At 36.8% G+C, this 16,378-nt stretch carries 25 protein-coding genes and 2 pseudogenes; 21 read left to right on the plus strand and 6 right to left on the minus strand.

Translation table 11 applies throughout. The features are described 5' to 3' along the window. A pseudogene (locus AOC36_RS11650) lies at nucleotides 1-529 on the minus strand (glycoside hydrolase family 1 protein); the annotation flags it as partial. A gap of 118 nt (nucleotides 530-647) precedes the next feature. Here AOC36_RS11650 and AOC36_RS11655 point away from each other — a divergent pair. Continuing rightward, complete coding sequence (locus AOC36_RS11655) at nucleotides 648-1,280, plus strand: aminoglycoside phosphotransferase family protein (protein WP_067634659.1); 633 nt, start codon at nucleotides 648-650, stop codon at nucleotides 1,278-1,280. After that, nucleotides 1,271-1,579, plus strand: coding sequence for a hypothetical protein (locus tag AOC36_RS11660; protein WP_067634661.1), 309 nt, complete (start codon nucleotides 1,271-1,273; stop codon nucleotides 1,577-1,579). Before AOC36_RS11655 ends, AOC36_RS11660 begins: the two co-directional genes overlap by 10 nt. Here AOC36_RS11660 and AOC36_RS11665 read toward each other — a convergent pair. After that, the gene (locus AOC36_RS11665; protein ID WP_067632864.1) at nucleotides 1,576-2,145 is read right to left on the minus strand and encodes a DNA-3-methyladenine glycosylase I; all 570 of its coding nucleotides are present in this window, start codon (nucleotides 2,143-2,145) and stop codon (nucleotides 1,576-1,578) included. The two genes, AOC36_RS11660 and AOC36_RS11665, sit on opposite strands and share 4 nt — an antisense overlap. Before the next feature lie 146 nt (nucleotides 2,146-2,291). Between AOC36_RS11665 and AOC36_RS12690 the strand changes: the two genes are divergently transcribed. Both AOC36_RS12690 and AOC36_RS12695 read left to right on the plus strand, forming a co-directional pair. Beyond that, nucleotides 2,292-2,576 carry a ChbG/HpnK family deacetylase gene (locus AOC36_RS12690; protein WP_250636697.1) on the plus strand — a complete coding sequence of 95 codons (285 nt, stop codon included), beginning with the start codon at nucleotides 2,292-2,294 and terminating at the stop codon, nucleotides 2,574-2,576. Next, nucleotides 2,524-2,862: a ChbG/HpnK family deacetylase gene (locus AOC36_RS12695; protein ID WP_250636698.1), complete on the plus strand. Its 339-nt coding sequence runs from the start codon at nucleotides 2,524-2,526 to the stop codon at nucleotides 2,860-2,862. Before AOC36_RS12690 ends, AOC36_RS12695 begins: the two co-directional genes overlap by 53 nt. 102 nt (nucleotides 2,863-2,964) lie before the next feature. Here the strand turns inward: AOC36_RS12695 and AOC36_RS12525 are convergent, their stop codons facing one another. Further along, complete coding sequence (locus AOC36_RS12525; protein ID WP_232505413.1) at nucleotides 2,965-3,855, minus strand: hypothetical protein; 891 nt, start codon at nucleotides 3,853-3,855, stop codon at nucleotides 2,965-2,967. A gap of 97 nt (nucleotides 3,856-3,952) precedes the next feature. After that, a complete protein-coding gene (locus tag AOC36_RS12530; RefSeq protein ID WP_067634663.1) occupies nucleotides 3,953-4,240 on the minus strand; it encodes a hypothetical protein in 288 nt (95 codons plus the stop codon). A gap of 120 nt (nucleotides 4,241-4,360) precedes the next feature. Here AOC36_RS12530 and AOC36_RS11680 point away from each other — a divergent pair, with 120 nt between their 5' ends. The 4 genes from AOC36_RS11680 to AOC36_RS11695 all read left to right on the plus strand — a co-directional run bounded on the left by AOC36_RS11680 (nucleotide 4,361) and on the right by AOC36_RS11695 (nucleotide 8,006). Further along, nucleotides 4,361-4,696: a PadR family transcriptional regulator gene (locus AOC36_RS11680; protein ID WP_067632862.1), complete on the plus strand. Its 336-nt coding sequence runs from the start codon at nucleotides 4,361-4,363 to the stop codon at nucleotides 4,694-4,696. Then, the gene (locus tag AOC36_RS11685; RefSeq protein WP_067632859.1) at nucleotides 4,697-5,698 is read left to right on the plus strand and encodes an HAAS signaling domain-containing protein; all 1,002 of its coding nucleotides are present in this window, start codon (nucleotides 4,697-4,699) and stop codon (nucleotides 5,696-5,698) included. A gap of 249 nt (nucleotides 5,699-5,947) precedes the next feature. Beyond that, on the plus strand, nucleotides 5,948-6,991 hold the full coding sequence (locus tag AOC36_RS11690) for an AEC family transporter (protein ID WP_067632857.1): 1,044 nt from the start codon (nucleotides 5,948-5,950) through the stop codon (nucleotides 6,989-6,991). Nucleotides 6,992-7,013: 22 nt separating this feature from the next. Further along, nucleotides 7,014-8,006, plus strand: a complete 993-nt coding sequence (locus AOC36_RS11695; protein WP_067632855.1) for a 2-hydroxyacid dehydrogenase — start codon at nucleotides 7,014-7,016, stop codon at nucleotides 8,004-8,006. Nucleotides 8,007-8,139: 133 nt separating this feature from the next. On the opposite strand, the pseudogene AOC36_RS11700 reads toward AOC36_RS11695, so the two are convergent. Then, nucleotides 8,140-9,666 (minus strand): annotated as a pseudogene (locus tag AOC36_RS11700) (ISL3 family transposase). A 133-nt stretch (nucleotides 9,667-9,799) separates the two neighbouring features. Next, nucleotides 9,800-10,270 carry a DUF6431 domain-containing protein gene (locus AOC36_RS11705; RefSeq protein ID WP_067629969.1) on the minus strand — a complete coding sequence of 157 codons (471 nt, stop codon included), beginning with the start codon at nucleotides 10,268-10,270 and terminating at the stop codon, nucleotides 9,800-9,802. A gap of 399 nt (nucleotides 10,271-10,669) precedes the next feature. Here AOC36_RS11705 and AOC36_RS12040 point away from each other — a divergent pair, with 399 nt between their 5' ends. The 13 genes from AOC36_RS12040 to AOC36_RS12290 all read left to right on the plus strand — a co-directional run bounded on the left by AOC36_RS12040 (nucleotide 10,670) and on the right by AOC36_RS12290 (nucleotide 16,054). Next, nucleotides 10,670-11,014: a recombinase family protein gene (locus AOC36_RS12040; RefSeq protein ID WP_232505411.1), complete on the plus strand. Its 345-nt coding sequence runs from the start codon at nucleotides 10,670-10,672 to the stop codon at nucleotides 11,012-11,014. After that, nucleotides 11,011-11,241: a hypothetical protein gene (locus AOC36_RS11715; RefSeq protein WP_067633620.1), complete on the plus strand. Its 231-nt coding sequence runs from the start codon at nucleotides 11,011-11,013 to the stop codon at nucleotides 11,239-11,241. The genes AOC36_RS12040 and AOC36_RS11715 overlap by 4 nt, the downstream gene beginning before the upstream one ends. Before the next feature lie 152 nt (nucleotides 11,242-11,393). After that, the gene (locus AOC36_RS11720) at nucleotides 11,394-11,798 is read left to right on the plus strand and encodes a hypothetical protein (protein WP_067633618.1); all 405 of its coding nucleotides are present in this window, start codon (nucleotides 11,394-11,396) and stop codon (nucleotides 11,796-11,798) included. 214 nt (nucleotides 11,799-12,012) lie between these two features. After that, entirely contained in the window at nucleotides 12,013-12,222 is a 210-nt protein-coding gene (locus AOC36_RS11725; RefSeq protein WP_067634667.1) for a hypothetical protein, read from the plus strand. Next, nucleotides 12,207-12,752: a hypothetical protein gene (locus AOC36_RS11730; protein WP_067634669.1), complete on the plus strand. Its 546-nt coding sequence runs from the start codon at nucleotides 12,207-12,209 to the stop codon at nucleotides 12,750-12,752. Before AOC36_RS11725 ends, AOC36_RS11730 begins: the two co-directional genes overlap by 16 nt. After that, a complete protein-coding gene (locus AOC36_RS11735; protein WP_067634672.1) occupies nucleotides 12,727-13,014 on the plus strand; it encodes a hypothetical protein in 288 nt (95 codons plus the stop codon). Before AOC36_RS11730 ends, AOC36_RS11735 begins: the two co-directional genes overlap by 26 nt. Nucleotides 13,015-13,147: 133 nt before the next feature. After that, complete coding sequence (locus tag AOC36_RS11740; RefSeq protein WP_067634674.1) at nucleotides 13,148-13,657, plus strand: hypothetical protein; 510 nt, start codon at nucleotides 13,148-13,150, stop codon at nucleotides 13,655-13,657. 289 nt (nucleotides 13,658-13,946) lie between these two features. Beyond that, nucleotides 13,947-15,215 carry a hypothetical protein gene (locus AOC36_RS11745; protein ID WP_157777199.1) on the plus strand — a complete coding sequence of 423 codons (1,269 nt, stop codon included), beginning with the start codon at nucleotides 13,947-13,949 and terminating at the stop codon, nucleotides 15,213-15,215. Further along, the gene (locus AOC36_RS12285; RefSeq protein WP_157777200.1) at nucleotides 15,212-15,355 is read left to right on the plus strand and encodes a hypothetical protein; all 144 of its coding nucleotides are present in this window, start codon (nucleotides 15,212-15,214) and stop codon (nucleotides 15,353-15,355) included. The genes AOC36_RS11745 and AOC36_RS12285 overlap by 4 nt, the downstream gene beginning before the upstream one ends. Beyond that, a complete protein-coding gene (locus AOC36_RS12555) occupies nucleotides 15,349-15,576 on the plus strand; it encodes an ATP-binding cassette domain-containing protein (RefSeq protein ID WP_250636699.1) in 228 nt (75 codons plus the stop codon). The genes AOC36_RS12285 and AOC36_RS12555 overlap by 7 nt, the downstream gene beginning before the upstream one ends. Before the next feature lie 20 nt (nucleotides 15,577-15,596). After that, nucleotides 15,597-15,794: an ATP-binding cassette domain-containing protein gene (locus tag AOC36_RS12620; protein ID WP_157777201.1), complete on the plus strand. Its 198-nt coding sequence runs from the start codon at nucleotides 15,597-15,599 to the stop codon at nucleotides 15,792-15,794. Nucleotide 15,795: 1 nt separating this feature from the next. Further along, nucleotides 15,796-15,921 (plus strand): hypothetical protein, encoded by a 126-nt coding sequence (locus AOC36_RS12600; protein WP_257721663.1) that lies wholly within the window; start codon nucleotides 15,796-15,798, stop codon nucleotides 15,919-15,921. Next, nucleotides 15,902-16,054, plus strand: a complete 153-nt coding sequence (locus tag AOC36_RS12290; protein WP_198401227.1) for a hypothetical protein — start codon at nucleotides 15,902-15,904, stop codon at nucleotides 16,052-16,054. The genes AOC36_RS12600 and AOC36_RS12290 overlap by 20 nt, the downstream gene beginning before the upstream one ends. Nucleotides 16,055-16,378: the final 324 nt, after the last annotated feature.

Below are 16,378 nucleotides of genomic sequence, written 5' to 3' on the forward strand. Positions count from 1 at the left end.
CAGCCAATACTTCACTTTATCTTATAACGTGTGAGCACTGTTTTTGCATATCGTTCAAAATGAGCAATGCAATCACGATTTTGCCATCCACCCATTTTCGCAAGATTTAACGGCATTTCATAGTGTGAAATGGTAATCAGGGGTTCAATACCATAACTTAAACAGGTATCAATGAGTTCATCATAAAACTTCAATCCTTGTTCATTGGGTTGTGTTTCAGTCCCGGTTGGGAAAATGCGTGACCAAGCAATTGAGAATCGATAGACTTTAAATCCCATTTCCGCAAACAATGCAATGTCCTCTTTAAACCGTGTATAGTGATCAATGCCAATGTGATTTGGGTAAACATATCTGTTCTCTAAAATGTCCCAATCAAAATCAGGTTGTGAAGCGATTTGCATCCGTGCTTTGCCACCTGGCATGGCATCCGAAACGGATGGTCCTTTACCATCTGTTAAGTATGCACCTTCCAATTGGTTTGCTGCGGTCGCACCACCCATAAAAACCCTTCAGGAAAACGTGTATTCATCTAGAAGTACCTCCTCTATTTATATAGTCAAAGTGTATCACACATTCATGAAAACTATTTTCAACTTACGCTTTTATCTGAGATTATTTGATGTATACTATAAATAAAGGAGATTCAAATGTTCTCGTTTCAAATTATCCAAGACATTCCAGTGTGTAAAGACGCTGCGTATCTTGAACTGATTGAGGGTGGCTTTTCACACGATGTCAACGTTTTGGTTTACACCAAACATCATGAATATTTTTTGGTCCGCGTTGGTGATGCTTCCAATCTCAAGGTCTATACTCAAGAATATGAATTTTTAAAGCGCTGTGAAACACTGAACGATGCGTTTCCCAAACCTATAGATTTTGGCGTGCTTGAACAGCATCATCGTGTATACCGTGTTTATACGTGGATGGAAGGTGTTGGCTTAGTGAATGTGCTACCAACTCTGGATAACCATGCACAATATGCGTGTGGTGTAGAAGCTGGACAGTTGCTCAAAGCGATGCATTCAATTAATTGCGATGACACCAATGAGGATTGGGAAACACTGTATAATCACAAAATTGATCAAAAGATACAGGCGTATCATCTGTGTGGCTTGAGATATCCAGATGATGCATCATGTCTTAAAACCATCGAAGCGTACCGCCCTTATCTAAACAAACGGCCAAGTGTTTATCAACACGGTGATTATCATGGTTCAAACATGATCTATAACCCCCACAACAGGGTATCCATTATTGACTTCAACCGGTGGGAGTAGGTGATCCATGGGAGGAATTCAACCGAATTATTTGGAGTGTTAAGGTCAGTGAACCCTTTGCATGTGGACAAATTCATGGGTATTTCAACCAAGAACCACCCCATGAATTCTTCAAACTTCTCAAGCTCTATTCCTATGTCAATGCGATTGCTTCACTGCCTTGGGCCATTCCATTGGGTCAAGAACAAATTGATATCATGCACGATAATTATCAAATCATGCGCGACTGGTATCGTGATGATTCAGAAATCCCGACGTGGTATCAAACCCATGGATCGATAAAAAAGAAGGATGATTAATCCTTCAAGGTGTATTTAAAGGCACAGGTCTCAACATGGTCATTCACCATTCCCACCGCTTGCATAAACGCGTAGACAATCGTAGAACCAACAAACTTAAACCCAAGTTTTTTTAGCGATTTACTCAGCGCATCCGAAATATCCGTTGTCGCTGGTACATCAGCATGGGTTTTTGGATGATTCATGATGGGAGTACCACCAACAAAACTCCAAAGATAGGTACTGAAAGAGCCATACGCTTCACAGACCTTGAAATAAGCATGGGCATTTGTAATGGCAGCATTAATTTTTAAGCGATTTCGAATAATCCCTTCATTTTGCATGAGCGCTTGTACTTTTTGATCATCGTAAGTAACTAAGATATGCGGATCAAAGTTATCATAGGCTTCACACAAGCTATCCATCCGCTTGATGATGGTTGTCCAACTTAAACCCGCTTGATTGCATTCAAGCATCAACATCTTAAATAATTCCAAATCATCATAAACAGGGACACCCCAATAGGTGTCGTGATAATCTTGTTCCAAAGGGTGTCTATGAGCCCAATCACACCGTACACATTCCATATAAAAACCTCCACAATATCTTTCATTATACACGATTTAGACGAATTCCAATAAAACTGTTGTAAGGGTTTCCTAAATTGATGAGGTATGATAGGATTGAGTGTGTAGAAGGGGCAGTGTTTTACCCAAACACTGTGGTGAAATTGATGAAAAAAGTAATTATTAATTCAGATGATTTTGGATATTCCCGTGGTATTAATTGGGGGATCATGGATGCACATACACAAGGCATCCTTACATCCGCAACATTAATGACCAATATGCCAGGGTTTACCCATGCGGTTGAACTCGCAAAGCAAGCGCCAGAGCTTGGAGTGGGCATTCACATGGTCTTAACCTGTGGAAGACCCTTGCTTAACACTCATAAAACATTGGTTGATGAACACGGTAACTTTAAAAAGCAAGCATGGTTTAAAAACAGAACCCTTTGATGAAGAGGAAGTCTATCAAGAATGGGATGCACAGATTCAAAAAGCAATTGATGCAGGCATTACCCCAACTCACCTTGATTCACACCATCACGCACATACGTTTCAAAACAATCCAGAGATTATCGAACGTCTTGGACGTAAGTACAACCTTCCAATTCGGATAAATTATCAGGCATCCCCAGATATGCGTGGGGTTGAACATTTTATTTGGGACTTTGATGAATGCGGTGCGCGTCTGAATCCGAAGATAAAGCATATCTTGATGCATTGCTACAAGGAATTTTAGACCATGAGACAACTGAAATCATGTGTCATCCAGGATATCTTGATTGTACGATTTATCATGGGTCATCATGGCTTGAAAATCGAATCCATATCCTTGAGTTCATCATTCATTCAGACTTCTCAAAAACACTTTAAAAACCATCCAGACATTGAACTGGTAACCTATAAAGAACTTTAGACTGATATTTATCAGTCTTTTAATTTGTTGAGTTTCCATAAGAAAATCGAAGCAACGACTTATAGGGTTCAAAACGTGCCATATACCGGTCGAATTGCGTTTAGAAACAGACTCAATCTTTAAAATGCGCGCGACTGACTTACGAAGTGCAATATCATCATAGCTTGTAAGATTCAGTCGATTATAAGTGTGGATGAGAATAATAATTGCACTCCATCGCCCCAGTCCTTTGAGTTTTGTTAATGCTTCAATCGCGTGTTCATCGGATAAAGTGTTTATGTACTCAAAGCTGAATTCCTGTCCTGAAACCTTTTCACATAATGATTTAATGGCACATGCTTTATTATGTGTAAGCCCAAGGTCCATCACCTGTTGTAACGATGCCTGATTCACCGATGCAACATCAGGAAACCGGTGTATAAAACGGGTGAAAATTGCGTGAGCAGAAGCAGCGCTCAACAGTTGGCCAATGATTGTATAGACAAATCCTGTATACGGATCTGGATGTGAAATACGGGTTACATACCCATAAGTATCGTGAATTTCTTTAAACTTCGGTTCACGATTCATGACATCAAGATACACTTTATTGGGTATGCCGACAAGGTCAAATGCATCGATTGGTGTCTTTTGCTTACCATGCTCGACAATACATGCATGAAGTTCTTGATATAATGTGACATCATGTCCAAAAAAATCCATCATCTCCTGTTGAATGACATCATAGTTGTCTGTGTGAAATAGACCCAAAGATTTCAAGATACGTTTTAAATAAGCATCGACCACAAACACAGGGCGGTTAAACGCGTATAACAAAATACAATCGGCTGTTTCTTTTCCAATGCCTTTAATGCTCAGTAACTGGTTACGAATACAAGGTGTATCGATGCCTTCCAGATTCTTAACATCAAAATCATACTGCTGATACCATAAGCAAACCGTGTATCGTTGTCGATTTGCGTGTATAAAAGCCAGAAGGACGTATGAATGTTTGAAGCGTCTCAAGGGGAAGATTCAAGATGACTTGACCCTCAAAAGGAACATTAAAGTTCTGGAGGGCTTTTTCTACATTCGTCCAGTTGGTATTTTGGACTAAAACCGCGCCAAGCATCATTTCAATGTCGTTTTCTGCAGGCCACCAATGTAACGGGCCATAATGATGCATGAGATGGTTGAGTGTTGTTTCAAGTGTCGTTTTCATACATCTATCCTATCATATTCAAACCCATAAAAGAACATCTGAATATGTTATAAGATAATCAAATGTTATTAAATTGACAATAGTGTATGACATACAGTATACTGTGATTGAGGTGAGAATATGGAATCACAAGAACTTATCCAAAGTATGGTGACGGAATTGCGAAGGGGAACCTTAACCCTTGTGGTACTCAGTCAATGCAACAAACCGCAGTATGGGTATTCACTGCTACAAAGCTTAGAAGAAAAAGGGGTTGTGATTGACGCATCAACTTTGTATCCAATGTTACGCCGCCTTGACAAACAAAACATTTTAAAAAGCGAATGGGACACTCAGGAAACACGACCACGTAAGTATTATGTGTTGAGCGATCTGGGACAGACTGTTTATGAGGGACTAATCAAAGAATGGAAGAAACTAAACAATGAACTAAAGTTTCTAGAAGAGGAAATTTAAATGATGAATCATTATATCGAACGTTATATTGCGGATGTAGTCCGTCGATTACCTGAAAATCAACGCAAGGATGTATCCTTGGAACTTAACTCATTAATTGAAGACATGCTAGAGGAAACGGATGATGTTAAGACGGTATTACAAACACTGGGGAATCCAAAAGATCTGGCATCAAAATATCGTGAAAAACCACGATATTTGATTTCGCCCGATATCTTTGATCAATACATAGATACATTGAAACTTGTTGTGCGAATTGTGTTGATTGTATCCAGTGTCATTGCTGGGATTGTGATTGTGAGTGATGTGATTGGTGCACCCCTTCATACGATGGACACTCAATCACTCATTGTCTTTATAATCACACGCATCTTTGCAAATCTATCCGTGATTATCTCAATGAGTGTAACCGCAATTGTTGGCGTTACGCTTGTATACGCAATCCTTGAAGCGCATGGACCTGACTTAAGCCACAAAGAATGGTCGGTTGATGATTTACCACCATTAGAAAAAGAAAACATGAAGAGGATCTCAAAAGGAGAGGTCATCACAGAGATCGTGATGACACTATTCTTTGTGAGTATCTTGCTTGCGATGGTGTTAAATGATATGAACATTCCACTCATCATCGATGGCACCATTGAAACCTATGTTTTTAACCTCGAGGTACTGCATCAGTATGCATTGCTGATTACCCTTAGTGCATCCTTGGATATCCTGTCTTCAGTGCTAAAGCTTGCTTTTGATCGCTATAATTTTGTTGTTGCCATCTCAACACTGATTTCAAATGCGTTTGCGATGGTTGTTGCAGTGATTGTATTGCTCAATTCGAATTTGATAACCCCTGAGTTTTCACAGTTTTTGAAGACCATCCTTCCAGTTCAAGGCATCTCATTAACCTTCGCGATTATCTTTGCCATCCTATGTGTTATATCAATCTATGATATTGGTTCAACATTTTATTACACCATCAAAAACAATCGATTGACCTCAAAGCGTTAATCAATCTATCAAAAAAACAAGGTTCGCCTTGTTTTTTTATTCCCTAAAGATACCTCAGTATCTTCTTGAAATCACCAAAAATCTTAAACATTATAATATGTGAAAATTAACACTAATTTTATTGTTTCACAAAATATGACCGGTTTGTTTTTTGCACTAAAATATTCTTTCTTGAACAGGAAAATATTTTTTAGATTTAATCCTTCATTTTCATTTTGATTTTATAATGAAAGGACACAGGAGGATATTATGGATATTATCAAACAAGTTATCTCAGATAACAATTTTTTAGGCGCGATTTTTTCAACAATCGCCATTATCTTACTCGGGTATTACCTGAGAAAAACGGGGAAGGTTACAGAACAAGGGCCAAAGGCCTTAACCGCAGTATTAATGAATGTTGCCCTACCAGCACTTGCATTCAATGCATTTATGACCAATATTGGTCCTGAAACATTTACGATTGGACTCAACTCATTTATTTTTGGATTTGTAGCATATGTATTGCTGATTGTATTTTCATACATCTATGTGGTGAAATATAAAGGGGATAAACTTGATGCAATGCGTGGTCTCACGATTTTTGGATCCACAACATTCTTTGGGATTCCAATTATTTCAGCGTTCTTAGGGACTGAAGGAACCCTTTATGCAAACCTCTTTAACATTGCATACCGCGTGTTCTTATACTCGTATGGATTCATTCTTTTCTCTGGGTTGAAACTTGAAAAGAAAAACCTCAGTCAAATTATTTTAAATCCAATCATTCTAAGTACTTTCTTAGGATTTATGATTTGGATGTTCCAAGGAAGTTTACCACAAGTTACCATTGGCAGTGGTGATACTGCATGGACTGGTGCAATTTTACGTCTTGATAAGACACTCCCATGGTTTATGAGTGCTGTAAGCTATCTGGGTTCATTATCTTCACCACTAGCATGGCTTGCAATTGGGATGACGTTGGCACAAATCTCACTTGCTGATGCAACAAAAGACATTGATGTTTGGGTTTACTCATTTGTGAAACTTCTCGTCATGCCAGCCTTGATGCTTGTAGTCATGATGGTATTTAAGTCTATGGGATTTTTAGCCCTTGATTATGTTGCGATTACAGGTATTGTTATTATGCTTGCAACACCACCTGCAACCGTAGCGGTTGGGTATGCAATAAATTTTGATAAAGAAGCACTCTTCTCATCAAATGCATCACTCATCTCAACGGTATTATCGATTGTCGCAATTATTTTCTGGTTGTTTGTATTAACCGCACTTCACAGTGCAGGAATTGTATAAAATAAGAAAGGAGAATTTGTTTATGAAACTATTATGTTATGGTGTGAGACGTGTCGAAAGACCGTTCTTTGAAGATTTAAACGCACGCTTCAATTTTGATCTAGTGCTCACAGAATCCATGTTGAATGATGAGACAGTGCATCTTGCGAAAGGATGCGATGCTGTTATGCTTCGTGGTGGATGTCCAGGATCGCGTCAAAACCTTCAGATTTATAAAGATTATGGGGTACAGTATGTGTTGACACGTACTGTGGGTTATAACCATATTGACCTTGATGCTGCAAAAGATTTAGGACTTAAAGTAGCCTATGTACCCTTTTACTCACCCAATGCAATTGCAGAGCTTGCATTAACCTTTGCCATGACCTTATCACGTCATGTTCAATACATGGGGGATAAAGGAAAAGATGGAAACCTTATTATTGACGAGTTTATGTTTAGTAAGGAAGTTCGCAAATCTACCGTTGGAATCATCGGGTTAGGGAAAATTGGCTTCACTGCAGCCCAACTCTTCCATGGAATTGGTGCGAATGTGATTGGCTACGATATTGTAAAGAAGGATTATTTAGGAGATGTATGCACACAAGTTGATTTGGATACACTTCTCAAAGAATCGGATATTATCTCAATGCATATGCCATACTTTAAGGGTTCAAATGATGAATTCTTGAATGCAGAAAAAATTGAGAAAATGAAAGAGGGTGTGATTTTAATTAACACATCCCGCGGTGAGCTTCAAAAAGTTGAAGACATCTTATCTTATGTTGAATCAGGGAAGATTCAAGGCTATGCAACGGATGTTTTAGCAAATGAAACACAGTACTTCAATAAGCTAACACGCCCTGAAGACTTTGATGTGTTGTTGACGCGGATTCAATCGCTCTACCCACGGGTACTTGTTACACCACATATTGGGTCTTATACCGATGAAGCAGTCAGCAATATGGTTGAATACTCATATGAAAACTTACAAGAATTCATCGATACAGGGAAGTCAAAGAACCAACTTGTATAGTGAAATGATGCATAAAATTAAGGCGGTCTGAAATAACTTGGGGATAATTCAGAAAATGATATAAAATAACTTGGGGAGTAAGTTACCCCAAACAAGTTTGTTAAAGACCAAAGGGAAGCGTAGTCGCACATGACTATAGCTTCCCTCTTTTGTTATAGTATATCAATAATGAGTCATTTCTTAAGAGAGTCCTTTTGTCATAGGTTGTTTTAATTATTGGGTTAATTCGATATGTTGCGTCTTCATTAAGCACATACAACACACGATTCCTAAACCGCTCCCAATTACGATAGCCACTTGCATTGTTTTTTATTTGCTTGATTATGCGATTTCGATTCTCAATCAACGCACTGTTTATGTGTGTGTTATGGAAACTTCATAATGGGTTTCTCCTGTTTTCTTATTTGTGACCTTTGTGCATTTTTCTACTTTATTGAAAGTTGCGACAAATTTCATTTTTCCACTTTCCTAAAGTTCGGCTAAAATCAACGATTGATGCAACTCTACTCTGAGCCATCACTCTGATGAGTGTGTTCAGATTCTCGTGTGCATTCTCAGCTTTTGATTCATTGAAGAATTGATCGAGTAAGAACTTCATGTTATATGCATCTTCAAGGCCATTGCTCGTTTGAAGAATTAGGTCTATTATGTCGTAAAGGTTTAGAAACTTTCCCAATTTCTTATTGCGTTGTTTCGGTACATTTGGATCAAATATATTGTATTTCTTATCTTTAACTGTGGTTGTTGCTTTGGGGTTTTTATAGAGTAACCAGTTGAACTTTTTAAGCAGATAGTATTGCTGGTCACGCTTATAATATTCTTGTCTTTTGACTTTATCTTCTGTTTGCTTCCAGTTCTTAGGAGGTTTTAGTTTCTTCATAGTGTCTACCCTAATAGAGTCGATACGTTTCATTAAATCACTATAAACATGAAAACGATCAACACTGATAAACGCGTTTGGAAGGAATTGTTTTGCGACGACTCTATAGCTATACCACATGTCGATTCCAATACCTAAGACTCCTTTGCGTTCTTCAAGGGGGATTTGGCTAAAATACGCGACTAAGTCTTGTTTCTTACGGGACGGTAATATATCTACGATATTCTTTGTCATTGCATCAATAAGAACGCATACATAATCACTGCGATCACTGTGGTACGCATAACATTCATCAATAAGCAGATAAGCGGGTAGTTTTTGTCTGGAGACAGAAACGTGGGAATCGAAAATAGATGATACTGTAGTGGGAGATAACCGATATCTATTGGCAACTGTGGTAAACGTTTCATGTGGCGATTTAAGATCATTCAGGACATTATATACGGTCAGCTGAGTAATCTTCATATTTCGATACGCAAATGGATTGTGTTCAAAAAAGCATTTATTACACGTTGTGCATTTATAACGTCGTGCACGGTAACGAATGTAACAGGGTATATGTGTTACCAGTGAGTGGAGAAGCTTCTTTTCAGAATAATCTTTGATTGTGGATGTTTTGCTTTCACAAATTGGGCATGTTTGTTCCTCTACCTGAAGCGTAATGTACACATTCAATGCGTCACTTTGACCTTTGATATCAATCTTCTGGACTTGATGGTGTTCTAAGTTAAATAATTCAAGAATTTTTTCGTTACTTAAAAGAGTGGCATTAGCGTTCATAGAAACCCTGCCTCTCTTTGACTATTTTGATAAGGTTTCATTATGTATCTTGCTCCTAAATATAAAAATGATTGTCTGTTATTTAAATAACCATCTTCATTATATTCAATCTGAGGAGTTAAAACTATTTTTCTCATGTTGGTGAAGTAATGGCGGAATGATAGATATTCCGTTTTGTGGATAATATGAAGTAATTCAATCGTTCCAAATAACTTAAATGTCTCACCGATTCATAATCGTTAAAACGTATTTTTATCCGAATATATGTTGATTCATCAATATCAGTTAAAAGCGTGCTATCAAGTTCATGGGTTAATATTATTTCAATTGTGGGTACAGACAGTTGAAAATAGGGAAGTAAGTTACTTGGTATTATTGCATGAGTTCTCTTACATTGATTACAAAAGAAACGTGCGATTTCTACGACAATGGTTAATCGCCCAGTAATTATGGTTTTCGGATAGTATCCATAACGAATCAGTGTATCTGTTTTTGAACAGCACGGACAAGGTATTGTTTTTGGATTAATTGAATTGAGAAATTTGTAATATTCCTTTTGAGAAAACTGTTTATTATTGAATGTGTTTGAGAAAACTGTTATCATATTCTTACTCCTTTATAGGAGGTATTGGATTGGTAGAAACTTAGGTCTGGAAACTTGGGGTTTCTACCATTTTATTAACCTCGTTAAACTAATAATACAAAAAAAATCACTTTAATACAGCACTTAATTGTGCATAAAGTAAAGTGATTTTTTATTCTGCTGGTCTAAGATAATCAGTTTACAACAGAAATCCCCAAACTTCTTTAAAGACAGAGGCTAGAGCAAGATTACCTCACCCAAGAAATAGTGTTGCGAGTGAAAACCCCAAGTAAAGTTTAATATCCGATTTTATATTATTATTTAGGGAATAAACTCTCAACCTTCACTGTTTTTTGTGCTTGAAATAGATAACTGGTCTAACATTTTTTTTCGAGAATTCAAGAATTAAGAGAGCGCAAAATAGGAGTATATGTTCGTGTCAGCGCTGATGAACAAGCCAAACATGGTTATAGTGTAAGACATCAATTTGATGTACTTCAAAATGTGATCACAAATAGTGGAATAGGAGGTGTTCACAATGTAAGATTTTATGTGGATGATGGTGAAAGTGGAACGACTATGGACCGCCCTAATTTTCAAAGACTTCTATCAGATATAAAGAAAGGTAATGTGAATCTTGTTATGGCAACTGATAGTGAGAGAATTGGACGTGAGAATGAATACAATAGTTTCTGGATTAAGTATCTGAAAGCTTACAATTGTGAGTTTTATCTACATGTGTTTATCGTACCGATTCTGGTGTGAACGAATATAAAATCAAATTAGCATTCAGAGGGTATGAATTAAAGAAGATAAAGAAATGTTCTGAAGCAAGAATAACACGCTTATTTTTGGAGGGGAATTATGCATCACCCCAAGCACCACATGGATATCGTAAAGAAAACAAGAAATTGATTGTCATCGAAGACCCAGCTGAGGCAGTAAGAAGAATGGTTACCCTGATGATGAATACTTTTTCTAAAGTTAATTGATGCAAGTAGAAAAACCTATGTTAAAAATGTAACATCCCACAAGATTTGTGATTGCAATAAAAATAAAAATAACAATAAATGAAAGGGTATACATTTTCGGTTGTCATGATAAAATATAATTAGAGCGGAAGATATAAACAAGGGGACTAACTATGATTAGAGCTACAAAAAATAATGGAAGGAAAATATTTACTGCGATTTTATTGCTTGGACTTACACTTATTTTGTTTTCAACAAACATATCAGCATTGTCAAAGACTGATTCTTATATGACCGTAAGAGTTTCAATGGTCAGTGATAGAAAATCAGTTGATGGGTCAATTGCTAATGATACAAAGTATAACGGTCAAATAACGACGTATATTACTGAGACTATAGGGTATCAATCATTCGATTCGTCAGGCAGTTCCAGTGGTATGGGTGGAGCATATGTTAGAGTTTATTGTCAATTTAAGAATTACGCTATTTCTAGTGCTTCTTCAAGAGGAACTGTGACTTATCAGGGTAAAACTTTGAGCACGCTCGGTTCAGGAACTGTTACAGCACCCGGTCAATAAATTCTTTTTGTTGTAAAAAATATCACTAGGGAATCCGCTCCACTAGTGATGTGCACAAAAGCGTATTAAGCTTGATTAGTTGCCGTATTTTTTACAGGTAAAATCAAATTTACTAGTCTTGAATGTAAAAGTTATTAAGACTGATGAAAGAAAATTAAAACACAATATTATTTATTAGTCTTGGTAAGCCACGGAAGAGGGAGAAGAAGAATATATGAAGAAAGGTTTGTTGATTGGACTTTTATTGTTGGCTGGATGTACGCAAACATCCACTAAAATTGACGAGAGCATTCCTGCAAATCAGATGTTTACTGGGATGAATACTAAATTTCAAAAATTAGCATTTCAGCAACAGATGACGCAATTTATTACATTGATTCTGGAACACTTTATGTGTACGATGATGCGATGCAAGAGTCTTTAAAATTAGCGGATTTGAACTATATCGATGATGAAGTCGTCAGTGTTTCTCAGGATTATGAGCTAGAGTATGAGAAGTATTTTGATATCATGGATGGGGAATACTTTCAATGCTATGGTGGGTCGCTCTATTATATTTCATACTATGGAACGATTGAAGGGGAAAATGGCTTAATGCTTAATCGCCTTGATTCTGAAGGGTTAAATAAAGAAGTTGTTTATACTTTTGACACGGTCCCTGATAAGATGTTTATTACCTATGGTCACCTATTTTATGTTGATACTTTTACCCAGGAAGTATTTGTGGTAAACCTAAATTCGAAGGAGAAAACACAAATTATCGAACCTGAAGGACAACGTTTCCTTCGTTATGTTCCTTCACAAGATGGTTTATATCTTAATATGTATAATCAATCAACGAATGTTAGTACATTGTATGCTTTTTCCTTTGATGATTATTCATTGGAAAATGTAATATCGGCTCCAGACTATTTTTTAGCAAGTTCTTATGATTCCAATTTTATTTTATTATGAAATCCAAGCCGATAAAATATTAGCACATGTTGTGAATGAAGCGGGTGATGTTAGAACCACTTTTGAACATACAGTGATGGAATATATTGATGATCAGTATATTTATGCTACAAGTGCAGAATCTCCGTTGAAATTTCAAGTGTATGATTATGATGGAACACTTGTCTATGAAGTGGAGGCAAGTGAGTCATTTGTCCCTTCGAATTCTTTGGACCTAAACGGCAGTAAGGTTGAAGTGTCTGGAATCATCGGTGTGTTTTAAAGACACGCTGGTTGTTGTCGCAAATGACAAGAATGATGGCTTGGGATATATATACAGTAAACTATAAAACAGGTGAGTGGACTAAGATCGCAACCTCTTCTTATCTCAACGCACTTGATAATTAGGATTCATGATGTTAAATCAAGAGCTAAAGCGTCTTAAATCTTATCGTGGTATTCTTCCAGGGGTCATGATACTGATGCTGGTACTCCTGGTTTTTTTGGTGGGTACATTTTATAGTGATGAAAACCAAAGTTATATAACACAACGGAATCAGTATCTTCAAGGGAATCTTTCCACTGAAGCACTCAGTAGTTCATATCTTAAAAATCAAATTGAGACGATTCAAAACTTTACGCAATATAATAACGAAATCATTGAAAACAATCAGAAGAAAATACAGTCATCGCTTTTTAATTCAAAAGATAATTTAGTGAGGTTTAAGAAGGAAATTCAATATTATCAAACATTGAACACACTCGAATTGAATGTGGAAAATACCTATGTTCCATCGGTTGTATTGCGCTCTCCTATTTTTTCAATCCTGTCATTTATTTTTGTAATTATGTGTGTACAAGCGCTTTTCTATCAGGATGTTCAAATAAAGATTTGCGTCTTTTTGAGAGTACGCATACATCGTTGAAGCACCTATATATTTCTAAGATACTGGCATTATTAGTTAGTGTTGTTTTGTTTAGAGTGGGTATGCTTCTTATTACAGTGGGTACACTTAAGTTAATGGGGTTGTCATTATATGTTCCGATTCAATTTATTTCAGGATTCAACCGGTTCCCTTATTATCTAAATTGTTTGTCTTATCTCATTATGATTTCAAGTCTTGGTATTCTGAGTATGCTTTTCATTGGTTCCATTCTAATCATATTTATTCACATTTTAGAAATGATGCACTGGCATTGTTTGTATTTATTTTGATGACATTAGTTCAGTACTTAATGCATAGCTTTATCTCAATTACATCGGGTTACAGTGTTCTCAAATATATTAATGTGTATGCTTATCTTATTGGATCAATGCCAAGCTTTAATATTTCGATTGTTTTGGGACTAGGGTTTCAACTTGCTACACTGCAAATTGTTGCACTGTGTGTTCTTACTGTTTGTGTTAGCATTTTATCTTGGGGAATGTATCGAAATATCAATCGAATTGGCTTTAAGCAGTTTGACCTTAAACTTTCCTTTAGGTTTAAATCACTTGCCCTTCAAGAATTCTTCCAAATGGGAATCCTTTATAAAGCATTTTTAATCTGTGTAATCTTAATTGGATACAATGGGTATCGCTATATGAGCTATACCATCTTAGAAGATGCAGAACAAGCAAACGTGGATGCTATGCGTGCTGAGTATCTGGGGATTGTTGATGCGGATGTTTTGGAAGCTTTGAACGTGCGCATCCTTGACGCTCAAGAAGCGCGCGACAAACTCAATGCCTGTATTGATAATACAATGGATTGTGATGAAACCAATAATAGTGAACTCATCGAGAAAGCAAACAACCTCAGTACCCTTGTCATGATACGCGATGAAATCGAACAAGTACTAATAAATGGGGAGGCCTACTATTCAAATATACAAGGGTACGAACAGCTTTTTGGTAGAGAGTCCTTGTTTAGCATGCAGATTCATTTTATAACCCTTTCTTTAGCACTGATGAGTCTTGTGTTTATGTTTGTGAATCCAACGAAGACATCAAAGATTGATGCACTTTTTGATAGTACTCTTTTAGGTCGAAAACAAAAGAAGAAGATCGACCTCCAGTTGTTGTTGGGGATTGGTGGGGTGCTCTGTATTGGTGTTTATGGAATATATATTGCGAAGATCTTAAAATACTATAATTTGTTTACTGTGAACTATCCAATGAGTCTAATTCTTGACACTGACCTGTCCTTGGATGTTTCACTTGCAGTGTACATGGTGTGTACACTGTTAATTAGGGCCTTGGTGTATGGATTGATTGTTTTGAGTAGTTATCGACTTGCCCGACAAACAAGCGGATTAAAGGCATTATTTGGCATGATATTTGTTGTTATTGTGGTGATGGGGTTGTTTACACTCTTCCCTGAATACTCACCACTTATGGTGCTTACAACGGCTATATTAGAACATCCTGTGGTTGCGGTAGGTTATATGAGTTTGGTCATTGGTGGTATTGGTATGAATGTGAAAAGAGGGTTAATATCATGAGTATTCTTGAGCTTAAAAACATAACAAAACGCTATGGAGAAACCATAGCGCTGAATAAGATTAGTTTATCGTTAGATGAGGGTGTGTATGCTTTATTGGGACACATGGTGCTGGGAAATCGACCCTTATTAATATTTTAAGCACAACCTTGGGCTATGAAGGGGACGTTTTATATCATGGAAAAAGCATTCATCAATTGGGTGATGACTATCGAAAGATGATTGGCTATATGCCACAACAACAATCGCTAATCCCTAATCTCACAGTGGAGTCTTTTTTGATTTATATGAGTACAATGAAAGGGATTAAGCGAAACGTGATTTCAGAGAACGTAAACACCATCATGAACGCACTGATTTAGAAACGATTAAACATAAATCTTTGGATCAATTATCAGGTGGTATGAAGCAGCGGGTCCTCATTGCCCAAGCACTGCTTAATGATCCCAAGATATTATTATTGGATGAGCCGACAGCAGGCCTTGACCCCGTTCAACGGTTAAATTTAAGAAAGGTTATCGCGGAAGTAGCGACAGATCGCATTGTTTATTCTTGCAATGCATGTTATCTCGGATGTTGAAATGATTGCAGACCAGATTATTGTGATGAAAGATGGACAAATTCTGTCGATAAAGAATCAAGAAGCACTGATTAATGATACAAATGTTTTTGAATCGTATGAATCCTTTGAGTCAATCAAAAAATGAGGATGATTCTGCGAAGTTTGTGAGCGCAATGGCTACATCAAACGGTTTAAAGATTCGCTTTATTTCAAAACTTTTACATGAGAGACAAGTCCAGACAACCCTTGATGATGTGTACATTGATTTGTTAGGCTGACAGTTTAAAATATTTTGTTCAATATTGATTGAAACGAGAATAATGGATTTATGGAGAAATTGAATTCTTAGAAAGTAAGGATTTATAGGTAGCAGAATATGTGTGAATATGCTTTATTCAACGCTTTTAAATGTTTACCAATGTATCCATTGAACTGTTGATTGTCACTTCAAAGATAATCGTAATATTAAAAATTTTTTTCGCAAATAGTGCCACACTTTATTTGTAAATGCTGATTGAATCTCAGCTCGCTACGGCATTTTTTCTTTCATTTATGCCTTTGAAAATAAGATAAACCAAACACTTTAAAGAGGGAGTTTAGAG

This window comes from Erysipelothrix larvae, from assembly GCF_001545095.1.
Taxonomy (GTDB): domain Bacteria; phylum Bacillota_I; class Bacilli_A; order Erysipelotrichales; family Erysipelotrichaceae; genus Erysipelothrix; species Erysipelothrix larvae.

What these genes read in the sequence shown, in the direction of transcription:
- AOC36_RS12695 (WP_250636698.1), top strand. Translation starts at nt 2,524, where the DNA reads ATGAACACGGTAACTTTAAAAAGCAAGCATGGTTTAAAAACAGAACCC.
- AOC36_RS12285 (WP_157777200.1), top strand. Translation starts at nt 15,212, where the DNA reads ATGAGTATTCTTGAGCTTAAAAACATAACAAAACGCTATGGAGAAACC.
- AOC36_RS12600 (WP_257721663.1), top strand. Translation starts at nt 15,796, where the DNA reads ATGATTGCAGACCAGATTATTGTGATGAAAGATGGACAAATTCTGTCG.
- AOC36_RS11720 (WP_067633618.1), top strand. Translation starts at nt 11,394, where the DNA reads ATGATTAGAGCTACAAAAAATAATGGAAGGAAAATATTTACTGCGATT.
- AOC36_RS11705 (WP_067629969.1), bottom strand. Translation starts at nt 10,270, where the DNA reads ATGATAACAGTTTTCTCAAACACATTCAATAATAAACAGTTTTCTCAA.
- AOC36_RS11665 (WP_067632864.1), bottom strand. Translation starts at nt 2,145, where the DNA reads ATGGAATGTGTACGGTGTGATTGGGCTCATAGACACCCTTTGGAACAA.
- AOC36_RS11655 (WP_067634659.1), top strand. Translation starts at nt 648, where the DNA reads ATGTTCTCGTTTCAAATTATCCAAGACATTCCAGTGTGTAAAGACGCT.
- AOC36_RS12530 (WP_067634663.1), bottom strand. Translation starts at nt 4,240, where the DNA reads ATGAAAACGACACTTGAAACAACACTCAACCATCTCATGCATCATTAT.
- AOC36_RS11685 (WP_067632859.1), top strand. Translation starts at nt 4,697, where the DNA reads ATGATGAATCATTATATCGAACGTTATATTGCGGATGTAGTCCGTCGA.
- AOC36_RS11695 (WP_067632855.1), top strand. Translation starts at nt 7,014, where the DNA reads ATGAAACTATTATGTTATGGTGTGAGACGTGTCGAAAGACCGTTCTTT.
- AOC36_RS11680 (WP_067632862.1), top strand. Translation starts at nt 4,361, where the DNA reads ATGGAATCACAAGAACTTATCCAAAGTATGGTGACGGAATTGCGAAGG.
- AOC36_RS11725 (WP_067634667.1), top strand. Translation starts at nt 12,013, where the DNA reads ATGAAGAAAGGTTTGTTGATTGGACTTTTATTGTTGGCTGGATGTACG.
- AOC36_RS11745 (WP_157777199.1), top strand. Translation starts at nt 13,947, where the DNA reads ATGACATTAGTTCAGTACTTAATGCATAGCTTTATCTCAATTACATCG.
- AOC36_RS11740 (WP_067634674.1), top strand. Translation starts at nt 13,148, where the DNA reads ATGTTAAATCAAGAGCTAAAGCGTCTTAAATCTTATCGTGGTATTCTT.
- AOC36_RS11690 (WP_067632857.1), top strand. Translation starts at nt 5,948, where the DNA reads ATGGATATTATCAAACAAGTTATCTCAGATAACAATTTTTTAGGCGCG.
- AOC36_RS12690 (WP_250636697.1), top strand. Translation starts at nt 2,292, where the DNA reads ATGAAAAAAGTAATTATTAATTCAGATGATTTTGGATATTCCCGTGGT.
- AOC36_RS11730 (WP_067634669.1), top strand. Translation starts at nt 12,207, where the DNA reads ATGCAAGAGTCTTTAAAATTAGCGGATTTGAACTATATCGATGATGAA.
- AOC36_RS11735 (WP_067634672.1), top strand. Translation starts at nt 12,727, where the DNA reads ATGATTCCAATTTTATTTTATTATGAAATCCAAGCCGATAAAATATTA.